The following is an 18382-nucleotide window of genomic DNA, read 5'->3' on the forward strand; positions in this document are numbered from 1 at the left end:
CCTAGAGCGTGCCTCCGACGGCGCGGGCACACCCGGGGTGCGGGATAAAGATCCGACACCGAATTTGCGTCATCTCGCCCACCTTGGGGCATCATCGCGGCCCTGGTCCGGTTACCGTTCCGTAGGATTTTCGTATTCGTGCCCGAGGAAGGTGACATAATGCGCCGCACCGGATTTTCCGGACGGGGCCCGGCCGCGCTGGCCGCCCTGTTGCTGCTGGCCGGCGGCGTCAGTGCCTGCTCGAGCTCGGACGGACCCGGCCAGACGCTCGACGCCTTCCTCCGGGGCTGGCGCGACGGCGACCTGAGCAAGGTGGGATTCGTCACTGCCGACGGCTCCAAGATCTCCGCGAACGACGTCTTCGCCGAGCTGGAGCGGCTCTCCGGCGATCTGAAGAAGGCGCCGCTGCTGCTCACCGCCCTGAGCAAGCCGAAGGAGACCGGCGAGATCGCCTCCAGCCCGGTGAAGGTGGACTGGACGCTGCCCGGCGGCACGTCCTGGTCGTACCAGAGCACCGTCCGGCTCACCACGCGCGACAGCGACGGCTGGCGCGTGGTCTGGGAGCCGTCGCTCGTGCACAGCGAGCTGACCGCGGGGGACGCGCTCGAGCTGCGCCGCAAGAGCGCCGACCGGGCCGACATCCTCGGCGCGGACGGCAAGCCGATCGTCACCGAGCGCGAGGTCGTCACCGTCGGCGTGACCCCGCTGCGGATCACCGACCAGGCCGCCCTCCTGAAGGACCTCGGCGAGCTCCTCAAGTCCGTCGACGTCGAGATCGACCCCAAGGCGGTGCGGGAGCGGATCAAGAACGCCACCGACGAGGGCGCCTTCATCGACATCGTCACCCTCCGGCGCACCGACTACAGCAAGATCCGGGATCGGGTACGCGCGCTGGAGGGCACCGTCTTCCAGGAGGGCAAGCGCGAGCTCGCGCCGACCCGGCAGTTCGCGCGTGCGCTGCTCGGCACGGTCGACACCGCGACCCGCGAGGACCTGGACAACAACCCGGACACTCTCAGCGAGGGCGACCAGATCGGCCACGGCGGGTTGCAGCAGCGCTACGACGCCCGGCTGCGCGGCGTCGCCGGCCAGTCCGTGGTGATCGCCCGGCGGACGCCCGACGACCAGATCGAGGACGCGCAGCTGTTCAGCACCGAGCCGGTCGCCGGCCAGCCGGTGAAGACGTCGCTGGACGTCGCGACGCAGAACGCGGCCGACCGGGCGGTCGCCGGCGAGAAGCAGCCCAGCGCGCTGGTGGCGGTCCGGATCAGCGACTCCAGCGTGGTCGCGGTCTCGAACGGCCCGGACGGCGGCGGTGTCGACACCGCGATGAGCGGCCGGGTGCCGCCCGGCTCGACGTTCAAGATGGTCTCGACGCTGGGCCTGCTCGACAAGAAGGCGGTCACCCCCGACACCACCGTCGCCTGCCCGAAGACCAAGACCGTCGACGGCCGCGAGTTCAAGAACTCGCACGACATGGTCCTGGGCTCGGTCCCGTTCCACACCGACTTCGCGAAGTCCTGCAACACCGCCTTCGTCAACCTCGCGCCCAAGCTGGGCGCGGACGGCCTGCGGGACGCGGCGGCCAAGCTCGGCCTCGGCGCGAAGTGGGACCTCGGCACGGAGGCGTTCAGCGGCGAGATCTCCGCGGCCGGCACCCCGACGGAGCTGGCGGCGGCGACGTTCGGCCAGGGCGCGACGGCGGTCAGCCCGCTGGCGATGGCCGGCGCGACCGCGGCGGTCGCCCGCGGCCAGTTCAAGCAGCCGGCGCTGGTCCTCGAGCCGGCGCCGCCCGGCCGGGTGGCGGACGGCCCGCAGCTCGCCGAGAGCTCGATCCGGCCGCTGCAGGCGATGATGCGCGAGGTGGTCACCCGGGGCACCGGAACGGGCCTGTCCCGCGTGCCGGGCAAGCCGGTGTCGGGCAAGACCGGCACCGCCGAGTTCAAGGACGGCGAGCAGGAGACCCACGCCTGGTTCGTGGGCTGGCAGGGCGACATCGCGTTCGCGGTGATGGTGCAGAAGGGCGGGGCCGGCGCGGAGGCGGCGGTACCGATCGCCGCGCGCTTCCTGACCGCGCTGAACCGCTAGGCCAGGTCGGCGGGCTGCTCGGGGACGACCTCGAAGGCCGGGCGCTGGGCCGGCAGGGTGAAGTCCTCGGACGCGCGCGGGCGCAGCATGCCGGGCATCGTCGCGGGCAGCGGCTTCGAGTCCAGCCGGGGCGCGGGGCCCAGCGGCCGGGTCGCCGCGTGCGTCACGAAACCGTCCGGCCCGGAGTCCGGGTCGCCGGCGAGGTCCTCGACCAGGCCGAGCTCGCCGGGCGCGATCGGTTCGTGGACGACGTCGACCGGATCGACATCGTCCACCGCGGGCGCACCGAACGAATCGACATCGTCCACGGCGGGCGCACCGAACGAATCGATACCGTCCACGGCGGGCATGCCGAACGGATCGACGTCCGCGTCGAGGTCGACATGGACGAAGTCGGCGGTGTCATCGTCGGCCGCCTCGAGGTCGGTGCCGGCGTCCAGGCGCGGGTCGTCCGCCCCGACGAGATCGGCGAGCGGATCCCCGTCGAGCTCCACGTCCGCGAAGGGCTCTGCGGCCTCCTCCACGACCGCCTTGACGTCCTCGGCCTCCGCGGCGGGGCGGGAGGCCGCGGCGGGGGCGAGCCGGCCGGGTCCGGCCAGGTCACGACGCGCCTCCACCAGGTCCGGCCGGGCGTCGACCGCGTGCGCCGCCTTCAGCCCGGCCACGATCGTCGTCGTGATCTCCTCCGCGTACCTGCCGTCGAGGTCGTAGTCCGGGTCGAAGACGGTGATCTCCACGCCCAGGCAGTGCGGCGACTCGACCAGGCCGGACAGCAGCAGCTCCAGCTCCGGAAAGGCGATCCCGCCCGGCTCCGGCGCGTCCACCGCCGGCATCACCGCCGGGTCCAGCACGTCGACGTCCACGTGCACCCAGTAGCCCGCGCAGTCCTGAAGCTGGTCCCGCGCCCACTGCGCGCTGCGGGCCGCGCCCTCCGCCCGCAGCGCCGGCACCGGGCGGGTCACGATGCCCGCCGCCTGCAGGTCCAGCCGGTACTCGTCCTGCGCGCGGATGCCCATCACCACCACGTCGATGTCGCGGTAGTAGGGCCGCCGGCCCTCGATCGCCGCGAGGTCCGCCTGGCCGCGGCCGGTGACCAGGGCCAGGTCCTCGCCGGCCGCGGCGCCCACGTAGGACGCGTTGCCCGGGTGCCGGAAGTCCGAGTGACCGTCCACGAAGACCAGGCCGATCCGGCCGCCGACCGCCTCGCCGAGCCGGTGCATCGCCAGCGCCGAGCCGAGCACTATCGAGCAGTCGCCGCCCAGGATCACCGGGAACTCGCCCTGGTCCAGGATCGCACCGATGCGGTCGGCGAGCCGGCGCGAATAGGCGGAGATCTCCTGCGCGTGGCAGACGCCGTCGCCGGGCCGCCAGTCGCCCCCGTCGTATCGCGGCGGGGTCAGGCAACCGGCGTCCCGGGCGTTCAGCCGGCGCAGCAGGCCGTGGTCGCGCAGGGCTCCGGGCGCCTTGGCGCAGCCCGGCACGGACGTCGCCGTCGGCGGGCGAAGGCCGAGGTTGGACGGTGCGTCGAGCACGGCGATGCGGCGCATGGAGGCCCCCGTACCTTGCCTAGAAGAGCGCTCTGGCCAGCGCGCGCCGCGCGCCGGCCACGGCCGGGTCGTCGGGTCCGGCCACGTTGAAGAGTGACAGAAGATGCTTGCGGACGGCATCCCGATCTTCGCCGGTCGAGCGCTTCACCGCCGAGACCAGCCGCTCGTAGGCCTCCGCGGCCTGTCCGCTGAGGACCTCGATGTCCGCGGCGAGCCGCTGTGCCGCCAGGTCGTCGGGGTCGGCCGCCGCCCTGGCCAGCGCCTTCTCCGCGTCGACGCCGGCGACCCGGCGGTAGAGCTCGACCTGCGCCAGGCCGGACTCCGCCGCATGGTCCTGCGGCGACTCGGCCAGGATCTTCCGGTACGCCGCCTCGGCCGCGTCCAGGTCGCCGGTCATGAGCGCGTCGTCGGCGGCGTCGAGCCGGGGGTCCTCGGGCGTGGCGACCTCGATCCCGCCGGCCTTGAGCACCGCGTCGACGTACTGCCGGATCTGCGCCTCGGGCAGCACGCCGGTGAAGCCCTCGACGAGCTGGCCGCCGACGACCGCGATCACCATCGGGATGCCCTGCACCCGCAGCGCCTGCGCCAGCCGCGGGTTCGCGTCCACATCGACCTTGCCGAGCACCCAGCTGCCGGCGCCCTCGGCCGCGAGCTTCTCGAGCAGCGGGGAGAGCTGCTTGCACGGCTCGCACCACTCGGCCCAGAAGTCCAGGATCACCGGGGTGGTCATGGACAGCTCGAGCACCGTCGCCTGGAAATTCGCCTCGGTCACATCGATCACCGATGGCGGCGCGCCGCCCGGTGACGGGATGGGGCCGGCGCTCGCCGCCGGTCCGGCGGGGCCCGCGGGCGCGGGCTTGTTCGCGGGACGCAGTGCACCGAGGTCGACCGCGCCGCGGGTGAAGATCGACGGAGTGGTCCGTGGGTCGCTCATGGTTACCTAGTCTCGCACGCTGGCCGGGCTGTCCGCGTCGGCGCCGGGCAGGCGATATCGGACGTCACACCGGTACCCCGGGGCCCCTGTGGAGCTCCGGGGTAACGGCGTCCGCCGCCCGGTGCGCTAGAAGCGGGCCGGCTCCCGGTAGATCCCCCACTCGCCCTTGAGCGCCTCGCAGATCTCGCCGAGGGTCGCCTCCACGCGGGCGGCGTCGAGCATCGCGGGGATCATGTTCCCCTCGGTACGCGAGACCTCGACGAGCCGCGCCAGCGCCTCGCGCACCCGTACCGGATCGCGGGCCTCCTTGCGCGCGGCCAGCGTGCGCTTCTGCTCGGTCTCGACCTCGTGGGAGACCCGGAGGATCTCCAGGTCCTTGGCGACCGTGCCGGTGTGCACGTTGACGCCGACGATGCGCTTCTCGTTCTTCTCCAGGGCCTGCTGGTACACGAAGGCCGCCTCGGCGATGTTGCCGGTGAACCAGCCGTCCTCGATGCCGCGCAGGATGCCCGAGGTCATGCTGCCGTCGTGGCCCAGCTCGCGGATGCGGGTGAAGATCTCCTCGGCCTCCGCCTCGATCCGGTCGGTGAGCGCCTCGAGGTACCAGGAGCCGCCGAGCGGGTCGGCGACGTTGGTCACCCCGGTCTCCTCCATCAGCACCTGCTGGGTGCGCAGCGCGATCTCGGCGGACTCGTCGGTAGGCAGCGCGAGGGTCTCGTCGAGGGCGTTGGTGTGCAGCGAGTTGGTGCCGCCGAGGATCGCGGCCAGCGCCTCGACCGCCGTGCGGACCACGTTGTTGACCGGCTGCTGCGCCGTCAGCGAGACGCCGGCGGTCTGCGTGTGGAACTTGAGCCAGAGCGCCTTCTCGCTGGTCGCGCCGTACTCGTCGCGCAGGTGCCGGGCCCAGATCCGGCGGGCGGCGCGGAACTTGGCGATCTCCTCGAAGAAGTCGACGTGCGCGTCGAAGAAGAAGCTCAGGCCGGGCGCGAACGTGTTGACGTCCAGGCCGCGGGACAGGCCCAGCTCGACGTAGCCGAAGCCGTCCGCCAGCGTGTACGCGAGCTCCTGCGCGGCGGTCGCGCCGGCCTCGCGGATGTGGTAGCCCGAGACGCTGAGCGGCTTGTACTTCGGGATCTCGGCGTGGCAGTACTCCATCAGGTCGCCGATCAGGCGCAGGTGCGGCTCGGGCTCGAAGAGCCACTCCTTCTGCGCGATGTACTCCTTGAAGATGTCGGTCTGCAGGGTGCCGTCGAGCTTGCCGATGTCGGCGCCCTGGCGCTCGGCGGCGACCAGGTACATCACGAAGATCGGCACGGCCGGGCCGGAGATCGTCATGCTGGTCGTGGTCCGCTGCAGGTCGATGCCGTCGAACAGCACCTCCATGTCGGCGGCCGAGTCGATCGCCACGCCGCAGTGGCCGACCTCGCCCAGCGACTGCGGCTCGTCGGAGTCGCGGCCCATCAGCGTCGGCATGTCGAACGCGACGCTCAGGCCGCCGCCGCCGGCCGCGAGGATCATCTTGTAGCGCTCGTTGGTCTGCCGCGCGTTGCCGAAGCCCGCGAACTGGCGGATGGTCCAGGTCCGTCCGCGATACCCGGTGGGATAGAGGCCCCGGGTGTACGGGAACTCGCCCGGCCAGCCGATCCGCTCGAAGTCCGCGTAGGTGTCGCCGGCCGCGGGCCCGTACACGGGCTCGACGGGCATTCCGGACAGCGTGGTGAAATCTGCGTCCCGCTTGCGCGCGGCGTCGTAGCGCTGCTGCCAGCGCTCCCGGCCGGCGGCGATGTCGGCTGCGTCCATGGCGCCATCGTATGCGCAAAGCTGAACGATCGCTAAGGCCTCTTGACGCACCCCTCGTCGAGGTTATGACTTTTTCAGCATGTTCACAGAATGTTCCTTGATCGGTAGATATACATGCGTGGCTACCGCCACGGTCCCCCACCCGTTCAGGAGTTCACGTGAAACGACCCCTCGCCGCCGTCGGCTCCGCCCTGCTCATGGGCGGCCTGCTGGCAGGCACCGGTGCGACGTCCGCCGCCGCCGCGCCCGATCCCCTCTCGCCGTCCGCGCACCGCGCCACCATCAAGGCGAGCGCAGCGGACGCCTTCGCCGTCAAGGCGACGGCGAAGGACAGCGACGGCACGACGCACGTGCGCTACACCCGCACCCACGAGGGGCTCCGGGTCCTCGGCGGCGACTTCGTCATGCACGCCACCCCGGACGGCGCGTTCCGCCAGGCGTCGGTCGGCCTCGCCGCGCCGCTGACGCTGAGCACCACCCCGAAGCGCGCCGCCTCGACCGCGAGCGCGACCGCCAAGGCGCACTTCACCGGCACGGTCAGCCGGATCGGCGCGCCCGAGCTGGTCGTCGACGCCACCAGCGGCACCGGCACGCTGGCGTACGAGACCGTGGTCGAGGGCTTCGGCGAGGACGGGCAGACCCCGTCCCGGCTGCACGTCGTGACCGACGCGACCACCGGCGCCGTGCTCAGCTCCTGGGACACCGTCGAGACGGCCACCGGCAGCGGCAAGAGCGTCTACTCGGGCACCGTCTCGATCGACACCACCCAGGTGTCGACGAGCAGCTTCAGCCTGAAGGACGCGGCGCACGGCAACGGCACCACCTGCGACATGAACAACAAGACCTCGGGCACCTGCACGCTGTTCACCGACGCGGACAACGTCTGGGGCACCGGCGCCACCTCCAGCCGCCAGTCGGCCGCGGTCGACGCGCACTACGGCGCCGCGAAGACATACGACTACTACAACACCACGTTCGGCCGCCGGGGCATCTTCAACAACGGCACGGGCGTGCCGTCGCGGGTGCACTACGGCAGCGCCTACGTCAACGCGTTCTGGGACGGCGCGCAGATGACCTACGGCGACGGCAGCGGCAACGCCCGCCCGCTGGTCTCCCTCGACGTGGCCGGCCACGAGATGTCGCACGGCGTCACGGAGCGCACCGCCAACCTGACCTACTCCGGTGAGTCCGGCGGCCTGAACGAGGCCACCTCCGACATCTTCGGCACGATGGTCGAGTTCTACGCCGCCAACAGCAGCGACGCCGGCGACTACCTGATCGGCGAGAAGATCAACATCAGCGGCAACGGCAAGCCGCTGCGCTACATGTACAACCCGACGCTGGACGGCAAGGGCCACGGCTGCTGGTCGACCACCACGAAGAGCGTCGACGTGCACTACTCCTCCGGCGTCGGCAACCACTTCTTCTTCAACCTCGCCGAGGGCACCGGCGCCACCTCGTACGGCACCTCGCCGGTCTGTGGCTCGGCCGCCGCGGTGACCGGCATCGGGCGCACCAAGGCCGCGGCGATCTGGTACCGCGCGCTGAGCACCTACTTCACCTCGAGCACCAACTACAAGGCGGCCCGCGGCTACACCCTCTCGGCCGCGACCGACCTCTACGGCAAGTGCGGCACCGAGTACAAGGCCGTGCAGAAGGCCTGGACCGCGGTCAACGTGGCCGGAACCGACGCGGCCTGCTGAACCTGACGCGTCTGATCGACCGGATGCCCGGCGGTGCCACGAGCACGCCGGGCATCCGCATATCACCATCATCAGATCCGTTAAGGGTGGCGACGTTGTGGTTCAAGGCTGAATGCCCCGTCGCCGCGCGGGAACGGCGGTGGATCGACGGCAGGATGTCCTGGTTCGTCGACCAGTTCGGCACGGCCTGGCTGGAATCGCCGGTGGTGTCACTCACCGACGAGTTCTTCCCCGGCGCCTATGACGGCACCGAACATGACATTCGCCGTGTCGTGGCCAACGTCTGCGGCTACATGGACGTCGCACCGGAGCGCATCCGCGTCGTGTTCTCCACCGGCGGCACGGCCGACCGGCGTGGGGCGAGCCGCTGGACCACGACGACCGGAAGCAGCACCATGGCGCCGACCACGGCGCCGGACGTGTACATCCGGTCGGACCAGATCTCCGGCCACCACCGGGCGGGCGCGAAGTCGGTGATCACGCTCGACACGTCGATCTGCCGGAATCCCCTGCTGCTGGTCGCCACGATCGCACGCGCGCTGGCGTACGAAAGGCTCGTCAGCGAGAAGCGGATGACCGCCGGCCAGGTCGCCAGGGAGCCCGTGGACGAGCTGTTGACGGTCTTCCTGGGGTTGGGTGTCATCACCGCCAACGCGGCACTGGAGTTCTCCCACGCGACCACCGACGAGGTGAGCATCCGCGCGACCGAATGGACCGCCGGCCGCCTGGGCCGCCTCACCGAGCCGATGTACGGCTACGCGCTGGCCCGCTACGCGGTCATGCGCGGCGAACGTCGTCCCCGTTGGATTCGTACCGTCGACACCAACCCGCGCGTGTACCTCAGGAAGAGCCTGCGCTACCTGAGACGGTCCGCCTGAGGATGCGCCCGGCGGTGGTGCGGGGCCGGCGCCCCGCACCAGGTGGCGGCTACTTGATGATGCCGTTGGCCCGGCACAGCGCCAGGAAGCGGCCCGAGCAGACGGCCTTCTTCTCGACGAAGCCGTCCTTGATGACGACGTTGATGTTGTCCTTGAAGATGGCCTGCGGGTCCTCGAGGAACGACTGCACGTACGCGCCGGACTCGGGGTCCTTCACCCGGTCGTCGCCGGCGACCTGCTCGCCCTTGTAGAGCTTGATGGCCAGGTCGGCGGCGGCGTCGGCCTCCTTCTTGATGGCCTTGTAGACGGTCATGCACTGGTCGCCGGCGAGGATGTTCTGCAGGCCCTGCACGGTCGCGTCCTGGCCGGTCACCGGGACCTGGCCGTTCTTCTTGCTCTTCTTCAGGATCTCGATCGCGGCGTTGGCCAGGCCGTCGTTCGCCGCCAGGACGCCGTTGATCTTTTGGTTGGTCTGGTCCCACATCTCCTGGAACACCACGCCGGCCTCGTCGTTGTCCCAGTCGGCGACCGACTGGTCCGGTCCCTTGAGGAACGTGCCGTCGTCGTACTTCTGCTGCAGGACCTCGTCGTAGCCGGCCTTGAACAGGGTCGCGTTGTTGTCCGTCGGCGAGCCGTTCAGGTCGGCGATCATCGGCCGCTGGAGGCCCTTCTCGTCCAGGCAGCGCACCAGGCCGCTGCCCTGCAGCCGGCCGACGGCCTCGTTGTCGAAGCTGACGTAGAAGTCAGCGCCGCCGTTGAGCGTGAGCCGGTCGTAGTCGATCGTCTTGATGCCGGCGGCCCTCGCCTTGTCCAGCACGGCCTTGCCGGTGCCCGAGTCCAGGTTGACGATCATCAGGACCTTGACGCCCTCGGCGATCATGCCGTCGGCAATCTGCGCGAACTTCTGCTTGTCGCCCTGCGCGTTCTGGATGTCGACGGGGACGTCCGCCTTGTCGAACGCGGCCTTCAGCAGCTTCGGGTCGTCGGTGCCCCAGCGCTGTGAGGTGGTGGTGTCCGGAAGGATCACGCCGACCTTGCCGCCGCCACCGCCTCCGCGGTTGCCGCCGCCGTCGTCGGAAGCGCCGGAGTTACCATCGTTGGTGCAGGCGGCGGTGCCACCGAGCGCGATCAGGCCGACCGCAACCAGAGCGAACATCTTGGAACGCATCGCGACTTTCCTCCCGGGCAGAGGGCGGCAAGGTTACCAGTCATTGGCGCTGCGTAACCCATTGATCGTCAATGAAACTCAATGGATGCGCGTCGCTACGCAAGGTCACCCCCGCCGACCCTCCGCCCGCCCGTTTTAGTCATACACATCGCCATATCGATATCTCGGGGCGTTTGTCCGGATGGCCGAAACGGCGACACCGCGGACCCTCAGCCGACCCGGTACTCGTGAATCCAGGCCTGCGGGTCGCCGTTGCGGTAGAGCAGCCGCATGACCATCGGGGTCAGCGCGTCGCGGATCAGGGCACCTACCGGTCCGGCGGTCTTGGTGCTGCCGCTGCGCCGCCCGTACGCGACGACCCTCTCCACCCGCTCGCGCCGCAGCCCCTCGTACTCGGCCAGCGCGCCCGCGATGTCCTCGCGCGCCGCCAGGCAGCGGCCGAGCGTGACCGCGTCCTCGATGGCCATCGACGCGCCCTGCCCGGAGGAGGGCGAGACCGCGTGCGCGGCGTCGCCGATCAGCACGGTCCGCTCGTCGCGCCAGACCGGCACCCGGGGCAGGTCCCAGGTGTTCCACGGGCCGACGATCTCGTCGCTGGCCCGGATCAGCGCGGCGGCCGGCACCCCGTCGTCGGCGACCAGCTCGAGCAGGTGGTCCCGCCAGGACGCCGGGCTCCACTCGCCCGGCTCGGCCGGGTGCTTGCGCGCCGGGTTGGCGAACCACCACACCGAGCCGTCGGGCGCGGTCGCCCAGCCGAAGAACGCCCGCCGCCCGAACGCCATCTGCATGACGCCGCGCTCCGGCGCGATCGCCGGGTCCACCGGACCGGAGGTGAAGCCGCCGGCGTTGAGCAGGCCCAGGTAGCGCGGCGCGGGCGCGGCCGGGTCCAGCGCCGCACGGGTGCGCGAGTGCAGGCCGTCCGCGCCGACCAGCAGATCGGCCTCGACCTCCGTGCCGTCCTCGAAGTGCGCGGTGACCCCGCCGGGCCGCAGGGTACGACCGGCGAGCCGCTTGCCGTACGCGATCGGGATGCCCCGGCGCTCGGCCTCCCCCCGCAGCGCCAGGTAGAGGTCGGCGCGCCGGATGGTGGTGGTCGTGGTGCCGTCCGGCAGCGGGCCGCCCAGCGGCAGCTCGGCCAGGTGCCGCCCGGCGGAGTTGCGCAGCACCATGGCCGGCGTCGCGAATCCGGCGGCGAACAGGCGCTCCGGGTCGAGGCCGAGCGCGCGCAGGGCGTTCAGTCCGTTGACGGCGACGGTGAGGAACGCGCCGCGCTCGTCGGCGCCGCGCTCGCGCGCCTCGTGGATGAGCGGGGCGAAGCCGGCGCGGTGCAGCGCGATGGCGGCGACGGTGCCGGCGATGCCGCCGCCGGCGACCACAACGTTTTTAGTCATACAATGACTATGCATGCCATGACTATGGTCCGGCAACCCTGAGAACACCCCTAGGCTGTGGACCATGACGTCTGCGGAGCCGCGCCGGTCGACGCTGGCGATGATGCTGCTGGCCCTGCTGGCCGAGGCGCCGATGCACCCGTACCGGATGCAGCAAATGATCAAGGAGCGCGGCCAGGATCAGCTGGTCAACGTCGCCCAGCGCAACAGCGTCTACCAGGCGCTGGACCGGCTGGTCCGGGACGGCCTGGCCCGGCCCGGCGGCACCGCGCGCGAGCCCGGGCGCCCCGAGCGCACGGTCTACGAGATCACTCCCGCGGGCCGCGCGACGCTGCGCCGGTGGCTGACCGACATGCTGCCGACGCCGGCCCGGGAGTTCCCGGAGTTCCCGGCCGCGCTGGCGTTCCTGCCGATCCTGGACCCGGCCGAGGTGCGCGCGCTGCTGGAGCGGCGCATCGCCGCGCTACGGGAGAAGGTCGCGCTGATTCAGGGGCAGGCGCCGCCCGGCCTGCCCCGGCTCTTCCTGATCGAGGACGAGTACCGCGCCGCCATGCTCGGCGCCGAGCTGGCCTGGCTGGGCGCACTGGTGGACGATCTGGCCTCGGGCCGGCTGAGCTGGGACGAGAACCTGATCATGGAGACGCTCGCCGAGTTCGGCAGCTGACGCCTCAGCGGTCGCGGTACGCGCGGGTGCGGCGCTCGCGCGGCGTGCCCGACACCACGCGGTCGCGGCCGGCGTGCTTGGCGGCGTAGAGGTTGCGGTCGGCGGTGGCCAGCGTCGCGGACAGGCTGGGTGGTGAGGTCTCGCCGGCGGCGGCGACGCCGATGCTGATCGTGACGGGCAGCTCGCCGGTCACGTCGTGCCAGCGGTGCCCGCCGATCGTCCGCCGGATCGCGTCGAGGTGCCCGACGGCCGCGGCGAGCCGGGTGGCGGGCAGCACGAGCAGGAACTCCTCGCCGCCGAGGCGGGCGACGAACCCCTCCGGCGCGACCTCGGCCAGTCCGGTCTTCAGCAGGTCGGCGACCTGGATCAGCACCTGGTCGCCGGTGTCGTGCGACAGCGTGTCGTTGATCCGCTTGAAGTGGTCGAGGTCGGCGATCGCCAGGGCGAGGTCGGGGTCGCCGGCGATCAGGGCGGGCAGCTCCTCGTCGACGTAGCGGCGGTTGCGCAGCCCGGTGAGCGGGTCGTGGCGGGCCTGCTCCCGGAACCGCTCGGCCTCCTGACGGGCCTCGGCGGTCTCGAAGATGGCCTGGCGGGTCTGCGCCTGCGACTGCCGCTCCTTCACCCGCAGGTTCTCATTGGCGGTGAAGGCCGCCTTCTGCTCGGCGTACGCCGCCGCGTACTCGCCGCGGGCGGCGTACAGCTCGGCCTGCTCCTGGTGCACCCGGGCCATGACCGTGTGCAGCTCCCGCTCGGCGCAGAGCGACCGGGAGACGTCCAGGGCGGCCTGCGCCGGTTCCAGCTCACCCAGTCCGCGCAGCGCCCGGGCCAGGGTCAGCTGATACTCGGCCATGTCGTCGGCGTTGTCGCTCTCGCCGGCCGCGCAGCGCTGGATGCACAGCCGCATGGTCCGCTCGGCCTCGGCGTACAGCCCGTTCTCGATCTGGATCGCGCCGATGGTGTCCAGGTAGGCGGGGCCGAGGTCGACGCCGTGCGCGGCCGCGTGCTCCAGCAGCCGGTTGGCCACCTGCTCGGAGCGGGCGAACTCCCCGGCGAGGAACTCGGCGTACGCCCAGTTGTTGAGGGCCACCGGGAGCATCTCCCAGTACCCCAGCTCCCGGGCCAGCTCCTCGGCCTGGCGGAAGCGGAGCCGGGCGGCGTCGATGGTGCTGCTGCGGGAGAGCGCCTCGGCCAGCCGCAGGCGATAGGACACCCGCATGTACGGGGTGTCGGTCTCGTCCAGCAGCTCGACCGCGCTCAGCGCCTGCTCCAGCCGCTTGTCCGCGTCGCCGGCCAGCAGGGAGGCGTTCGCGCAGGCGTGATAGACGCGGGCCAGCAGCAGGCGGTCGCCGTAAGGGGTGGCCCACTCGAGCAGGGCGTAGATCTGCCGGGTAGCCGTGGCGATGTCGCCCGAGCGCAGCCGCAGGCTCGCCGCGCAGAGCCGGGCCCGGGCGAGCAGCAGCTCGTCGCCCAGCGGCTCGGCCAGCCGCTCGATCTCGACCGCGGCGGCGAGGTTGCCCTCGACGTCGGTCACGATCTGGTCCTCGATCGCCAGGAGCGCGCGCGACAGCTCCTCGGCGCCCATGGCGCTGTAATCCACCCCTACCGCCTCCCAGCCGTCACCGTTCCGATCGACGGCCCGGGCGGAAGCATGAAGTCATTCGGCGGCGGCTCATGCGGTTTGCGTCACGACGACATCACTAGGAGTGATGTCCTACAGGCCCCGGATCAGGTCGTCGGCGGCCGCGTACGGGTCCAGCTCACCGGCCGCCACCCGGGCGGCGAGGTCGCTCAGCGCCGTACCCTCGCGCAGGGAGCCAAGCCGGGCGCGCAGCGTGCCGAGCGCGATGGCCTCGACCTCCGCGGCGGCCCGCGCCTCGCGCCGGTCCCGGAGCCGGTCCGACGACTCCAGCCAGGCGCGGTGCTTACCGATCGCGTCGACGACGTCGTCGACGCCCTCGCCCTTGACCGCGACCGCCCGCACCACCTGGGGCCGCCAGTCGCCCGGGCCGCGCTCGCCGAGCGAGAGCATCCCCTGGATGTCGCGGTAGGTGGCGTCGGCGCCGGGCCGGTCGGCCTTGTTGACCACGAAGACGTCGGCGATCTCCAGGATGCCGGCCTTGACCGCCTGGATCGCGTCGCCCATCCCGGGCGCGAGCAGTACCAGCGTGGTGTCGGCCAGCGACGCGATCTCCACCTCGGCCTGGCCGACGCCGACGGTCTCGACGAGCACGACGTCGCAGCCCGCGCCCTCCAGCACCCGCACCGCCTGCGGCGTCGCCGCGGCGAGGCCGCCCAGGTGGCCCCGGCTGGACATCGAGCGGATGTAGACGCCCGGGTCGGTGGTGTGGTCCTGCATCCGGATCCGGTCGCCGAGGATCGCGCCGCCGGTGAACGGGCTGGACGGGTCGACGGCCAGCACGCCGACCCGGCCGCCCGCCTTGCGCAGCGCGCGGACCAGCTCGTTCGTGGTCGTCGACTTGCCGACGCCCGGCGAGCCGGTCAGGCCGACGACCTGTGCCCGGCCCGCGTACGGCGCCAGCGCGGCGGCGACCTCGGGCAGCTTGGGGTCGCCGTTCTCGACGAGGCTGATCAGGCGCGCGACGGAACGGGGGTCGCCCTCACGCGCCCGCCTGACCAGCGTCGGAACGTCCCGGCCGGGACGCGAGGAGGTGTTCACCCCCGCATCCTGCCCCACGATCAAGCGGTGGGCACCTTGATGAGAAGAGCGTCGCCCTGGCCGCCACCGCCGCAGAGCGCGGCCGCGCCGAGGCCGCCGCCGCGCCGCTTGAGCTCCAGCGCGAGCGTCAGCACCAGCCGGGCGCCGGACATGCCGATCGGGTGACCGAGCGCGATCGCGCCGCCGTTGACGTTGACGATCTCCTCGCTCACCTTCAGCTCGCGCATCGACTGCAGCACGACCTGCGCGAAGGCCTCGTTCATCTCGATCAGGTCGAGGTCGCCGACCGAGAGGCCGGCCTTGCCGAGCGCGTGCTTGATCGCGTTGGCCGGCTGTGCCTGCAGCGAGCTGTCCGGTCCGGCGACGTTGCCGTGCGCGCCGATCTCGGCCAGCCAGGTGAGCCCGAGCTCCTCGGCCTTGGCCCGGCTCATCACCACGACCGCGGCGGCGCCGTCGGAGATCGGCGAGGAGCTGCCGGCCGTGATGGTGCCGTCCTTGGCGAACGCGGGGCGCAGCGTGCCCAGCGACTCGGCGGTGGCGTCGGGCCGCACGCCCTCGTCGGTGTCGATCACGACGTCCGCGCCGCGCTGGCCGGTCGGGATCGCGGTGATCTCCTCGGCGAAGTGGCCGTTGCGCTGGGCGGCGGCCGCCCGCTGGTGGCTCAGCGCGGCGAAGGCGTCCTGCTCCGCGCGGGTGATGCCGAGGTCGGTGCCGCTGCGCTCGGTGGCCTCGCCCATCGAGACGCCGTCCCACGGGTCCGTCAGGCCGTCGTACGCGGTGTGGTCGCGCACCAGGATGTCGCCGTACTTCTTGCCCTGGCGCTGGCCCATCATCAGGTGCGGCGCGTTGGTCATCGACTCCATGCCGCCGGCCACCACGATGTCGAACTCGCCCGCGCGGATCAGCTGGTCGGCCAGCGCGATCGCGTCTAGGCCGGAGAGGCAGACCTTGTTGACGGTCAGCGCCGGCGTCGTCATCGGGATGCCCGCGGCCACCGCGGCCTGCCGGGCGGTGATCTGGCCGGTGCCGGCCTGCAGCACCTGGCCCATGATCACGTACTGCACCTGGCCGGGTGCGACCCCGCCGCGCTCCAGCGCGGCGGCGATCGCGTGACCGCCGAGGGCGGTGGCCGACACGTTCTTGAGGTTGCCGAGGAGGCGGCCCATGGGCGTACGGGCGCCGCTGACGATCACCGAGCTGGTCACGGGTGGCTTCGCTTTCGGTTTACGGCGGCCGCGGCCGGGACACCGGCGCGGCACCTGAACGATGGTTAGGGTCAGCCTAGCCCGGCGCCGAACCGTTACCCATCGGGGATCGCCGCGAGAATGTCACACTCTCCGACATGGAATCACTTCGCGACCTTGACTCCCTGCCGGAGGTCGGCCTGCTCCGCGTCGACCACGTCGGCATCGCGGTCCCGGACCTGGACGAGGCCATCACCTTCTACTCGCAGATGTTCGGCATGCGCTGCGTGCACGAGGAGACGAACCAGGACCAGGGCGTACGCGAGGCGATGCTGGCCGCCGGCGACGACGGCACCGGCGCGCGGATCCAGCTGCTCGCGCCGCTGCGGCCCGACTCGGCGATCGGCAAGTTCCTCGACCGCAGCGGACCCGGGCTTCAACAATTGGCATACACCGTCGCCGACGTCGAGGCGACCAGCGCGGCGCTGCGCGCCCGGGGGCTCCGGCTCCTCTACGACGAGCCGAAGCGCGGCACGGCCGGCTCGCGGATCAACTTCGTGCACCCGAAGGACGCCGGCGGCGTGCTCGTGGAGCTGGTCCAGCCCGCCTGATTCGTCAGCCTTGCGGGTGAAACGTCCTGACGCCGGCCCCGGGGCCTGGCAGGATCGTCACCATCGAGGAGCGCCACCCGGCGACCCCGTGCGACGAACCTCCGATTTCGGACAGCACAGCAGGTAGTGGCGCGACAACGCTCTGCGGACGGATTCGCCGCGGTGCCCTCCGAACGGTTGACGCAGGGCCCCGGTGGCAACGCCGAAGGTGATCTTAGGCCGGAATACCAGGCCCGTACGCTCTTGCGTGGCCCCCTGGGGGGTCTGCCAGTATGTCCCAATGCCCCAGCAGCAGGATGCCAATCTCGCGTTTTTCGAGACCGCAAATTCGCAGCACGACTTCACCGTCGTCCTGCGTGGATACGACCGCCACCAGGTGGATGGTCACCTCGGCCGGCTCGTCGCCGCCCTGAACCAGTCCGAGCAGGCCCGCGGTGAGGCCGAGCAGCGGATGAACGACGCGCAGCGCCGGCTGCGCCAGGCGGAGCAGCGCCTCAACGCCCTCGAGCAGAAGCTGGCCGACAGCACCAAGCTCCTCGAGGAGAACAACCGGCCGACCCTCTCCGGGCTGGGCACCCGGGTCGAGCAGATCCTGCGGCTGGCCGAAGAGCAGGCCAACGATCACCGCAACGAGGCCAAGCGGGAGTCCGAGGGCATCCTCTCCGCGGCCCGGCTCGAGGCGCGCGAGATCACCGACAAGGCCCGCGCCGAGGCCGCCGCCATGAAGGCGACCGCCGAGCGTGAGGCGGGGCAGGTCCGCACGCAGGCCGAGCGCGAGTCCGCGGAGAACCGGGTGCAGGCCCGCCGCGAGGCCGACACGCTGCGCTCCGACGCCGACCGCGAGACTAAGCAGCTGCGCACGGTCACCGCGCACGAGGTCGCCGAGCTCAAGTCGACAGTGGAGCGTGAGGTCGCCTCGCTGCGCGCCACCGCCGAGCGGGAGATCACCCAGCTGCGCGCCAAGGCCGCCCGCGAGGCCGAGGAGAAGCGCGCCGAGGCGACCAAGATGCTGACCGACGCCCGCGACAAGCGCGACAAGGACCTGCAGGCCCTCGCGCTGGAGACCGCGGAGCGCCGGGAGAAGAGTGAGCGCGAGGAGTCACAGCGGCACGCCGCCCAGGTCAACGCCACCCAGAAGATGGTGGCCGAGGCCGAGCAGCGCGCCCGCGCCGCGGAGGAGCGCGCCAAGGAGATCGGCCAGCGCGCCGAGACCCGCCGCGTCGAGGCCGAGCGCAACGCCGTCGAGACGGTCGAGAAGGCCCGCGCCCTCGCGGAGAAGACGGTCACCGAGGCCCGCGCCGAGGCCGGCCGCATGCTCAGCTCGGCCCGCACGGAGGCCGAGCTCACCACGCAGGCCGCCAAGCGCGAGGTCGAGGACCTGACCCGGCAGAAGGACGCCGTCACCAACCAGCTGGGCCAGATGCTGTCCGGCCTGTCCGGCCTGGTGCCGACGCCCGGGGCCGCGGCGCAGGCCGCCGAGGTCATCAAGCAGGCGGAGGCCAAGGCCGAGACCCCGCCGCAGCGGGCGCCCGAGGCCGCCAAGTCCGAGGCGGGCGCCAAGACGAGCTGAGTTTTTTGCCACTCGGTCACCGGTTGCGCCACCCTTTGGCGTGGGTAACGGTTGATATAACCGGGCCGGTGGTGCGTAGGCGTTTGCGGGCCGCACCGGAGCTCCCTCCGGTGCGGCCCGTTCGTTTTCTTACGTAGCCTGAGCACCTGAACACCGACAAATCACAA

At 71.7% G+C, this 18382-nt stretch carries 13 protein-coding genes and 1 pseudogene; 6 read left to right on the forward strand and 8 right to left on the reverse strand.

What is annotated here, in order from left to right; all coding sequences use genetic code 11:
• Positions 1 to 159 precede the first annotated feature (159 nt).
• Positions 160 to 2088, forward strand: a complete 1929-nt coding sequence (locus ACIBSW_RS02300) for a penicillin-binding transpeptidase domain-containing protein (RefSeq protein ID WP_354729209.1) — start codon at positions 160 to 162, stop codon at positions 2086 to 2088.
• Between the two features lie 649 nt (positions 2089 to 2737).
• Here ACIBSW_RS02300 and ACIBSW_RS02305 read toward each other — a convergent pair.
• The 3 genes and pseudogenes from ACIBSW_RS02305 to ACIBSW_RS02315 form a co-directional block, all read right to left on the reverse strand.
• Positions 2738 to 3635, reverse strand: a pseudogene (locus ACIBSW_RS02305) (arginase family protein); the annotation flags it as partial.
• 19 nt (positions 3636 to 3654) lie between these two features.
• Complete coding sequence (locus ACIBSW_RS02310; RefSeq protein ID WP_354729211.1) at positions 3655 to 4569, reverse strand: tetratricopeptide repeat protein; 915 nt, start codon at positions 4567 to 4569, stop codon at positions 3655 to 3657.
• 126 nt (positions 4570 to 4695) lie between these two features.
• Positions 4696 to 6369, reverse strand: a complete 1674-nt coding sequence (locus ACIBSW_RS02315; protein WP_354729213.1) for a methylmalonyl-CoA mutase family protein — start codon at positions 6367 to 6369, stop codon at positions 4696 to 4698.
• Between the two features lie 158 nt (positions 6370 to 6527).
• Between ACIBSW_RS02315 and ACIBSW_RS02320 the strand changes: the two genes are divergently transcribed.
• Both ACIBSW_RS02320 and ACIBSW_RS02325 read left to right on the forward strand, forming a co-directional pair.
• On the forward strand, positions 6528 to 8072 hold the full coding sequence (locus tag ACIBSW_RS02320) for a M4 family metallopeptidase (protein WP_354729215.1): 1545 nt from the start codon (positions 6528 to 6530) through the stop codon (positions 8070 to 8072).
• Positions 7997 to 8950, forward strand: a complete 954-nt coding sequence (locus ACIBSW_RS02325; protein WP_404799193.1) for a hypothetical protein — start codon at positions 7997 to 7999, stop codon at positions 8948 to 8950. The genes ACIBSW_RS02320 and ACIBSW_RS02325 overlap by 76 nt, the downstream gene beginning before the upstream one ends.
• A gap of 49 nt (positions 8951 to 8999) precedes the next feature.
• Here ACIBSW_RS02325 and ACIBSW_RS02330 read toward each other — a convergent pair whose 3' ends face one another.
• Positions 9000 to 10118: a substrate-binding domain-containing protein gene (locus tag ACIBSW_RS02330; RefSeq protein ID WP_354729219.1), complete on the reverse strand. Its 1119-nt coding sequence runs from the start codon at positions 10116 to 10118 to the stop codon at positions 9000 to 9002.
• 209 nt (positions 10119 to 10327) lie between these two features.
• Positions 10328 to 11509, reverse strand: a complete 1182-nt coding sequence (locus ACIBSW_RS02335; RefSeq protein WP_354729221.1) for an NAD(P)/FAD-dependent oxidoreductase — start codon at positions 11507 to 11509, stop codon at positions 10328 to 10330.
• A 64-nt stretch (positions 11510 to 11573) separates the two neighbouring features.
• Between ACIBSW_RS02335 and ACIBSW_RS02340 the strand changes: the two genes are divergently transcribed.
• A complete protein-coding gene (locus tag ACIBSW_RS02340; protein ID WP_354729224.1) occupies positions 11574 to 12173 on the forward strand; it encodes a PadR family transcriptional regulator in 600 nt (199 codons plus the stop codon).
• Between the two features lie 4 nt (positions 12174 to 12177).
• On the opposite strand, the gene ACIBSW_RS02345 is transcribed toward ACIBSW_RS02340, so the two are convergent.
• From ACIBSW_RS02345 to ACIBSW_RS02355, 3 genes are all read right to left on the reverse strand, one after another.
• On the reverse strand, positions 12178 to 13770 hold the full coding sequence (locus tag ACIBSW_RS02345) for a diguanylate cyclase (RefSeq protein WP_404799194.1): 1593 nt from the start codon (positions 13768 to 13770) through the stop codon (positions 12178 to 12180).
• 114 nt (positions 13771 to 13884) lie between these two features.
• Positions 13885 to 14850: a methylmalonyl Co-A mutase-associated GTPase MeaB gene (gene meaB, locus ACIBSW_RS02350; RefSeq protein ID WP_354728998.1), complete on the reverse strand. Its 966-nt coding sequence runs from the start codon at positions 14848 to 14850 to the stop codon at positions 13885 to 13887.
• Between the two features lie 20 nt (positions 14851 to 14870).
• A complete protein-coding gene (locus tag ACIBSW_RS02355; RefSeq protein ID WP_354728996.1) occupies positions 14871 to 16055 on the reverse strand; it encodes an acetyl-CoA C-acetyltransferase in 1185 nt (394 codons plus the stop codon).
• Between the two features lie 137 nt (positions 16056 to 16192).
• Here ACIBSW_RS02355 and mce point away from each other — a divergent pair, with 137 nt between their 5' ends.
• Entirely contained in the window at positions 16193 to 16645 is a 453-nt protein-coding gene (gene mce, locus ACIBSW_RS02360; protein WP_354728995.1) for a methylmalonyl-CoA epimerase, read from the forward strand.
• A 280-nt stretch (positions 16646 to 16925) separates the two neighbouring features.
• On the forward strand, positions 16926 to 18215 hold the full coding sequence (locus tag ACIBSW_RS02365) for a DivIVA domain-containing protein (RefSeq protein ID WP_354728993.1): 1290 nt from the start codon (positions 16926 to 16928) through the stop codon (positions 18213 to 18215).
• Positions 18216 to 18382: the final 167 nt, after the last annotated feature.

Origin of the sequence: Actinoplanes sp. NPDC049668 (genome assembly GCF_044465445.1) — a bacterium.
In the GTDB taxonomy this organism is placed as follows: Bacteria; Actinomycetota; Actinomycetes; order Mycobacteriales; family Micromonosporaceae; genus Actinoplanes.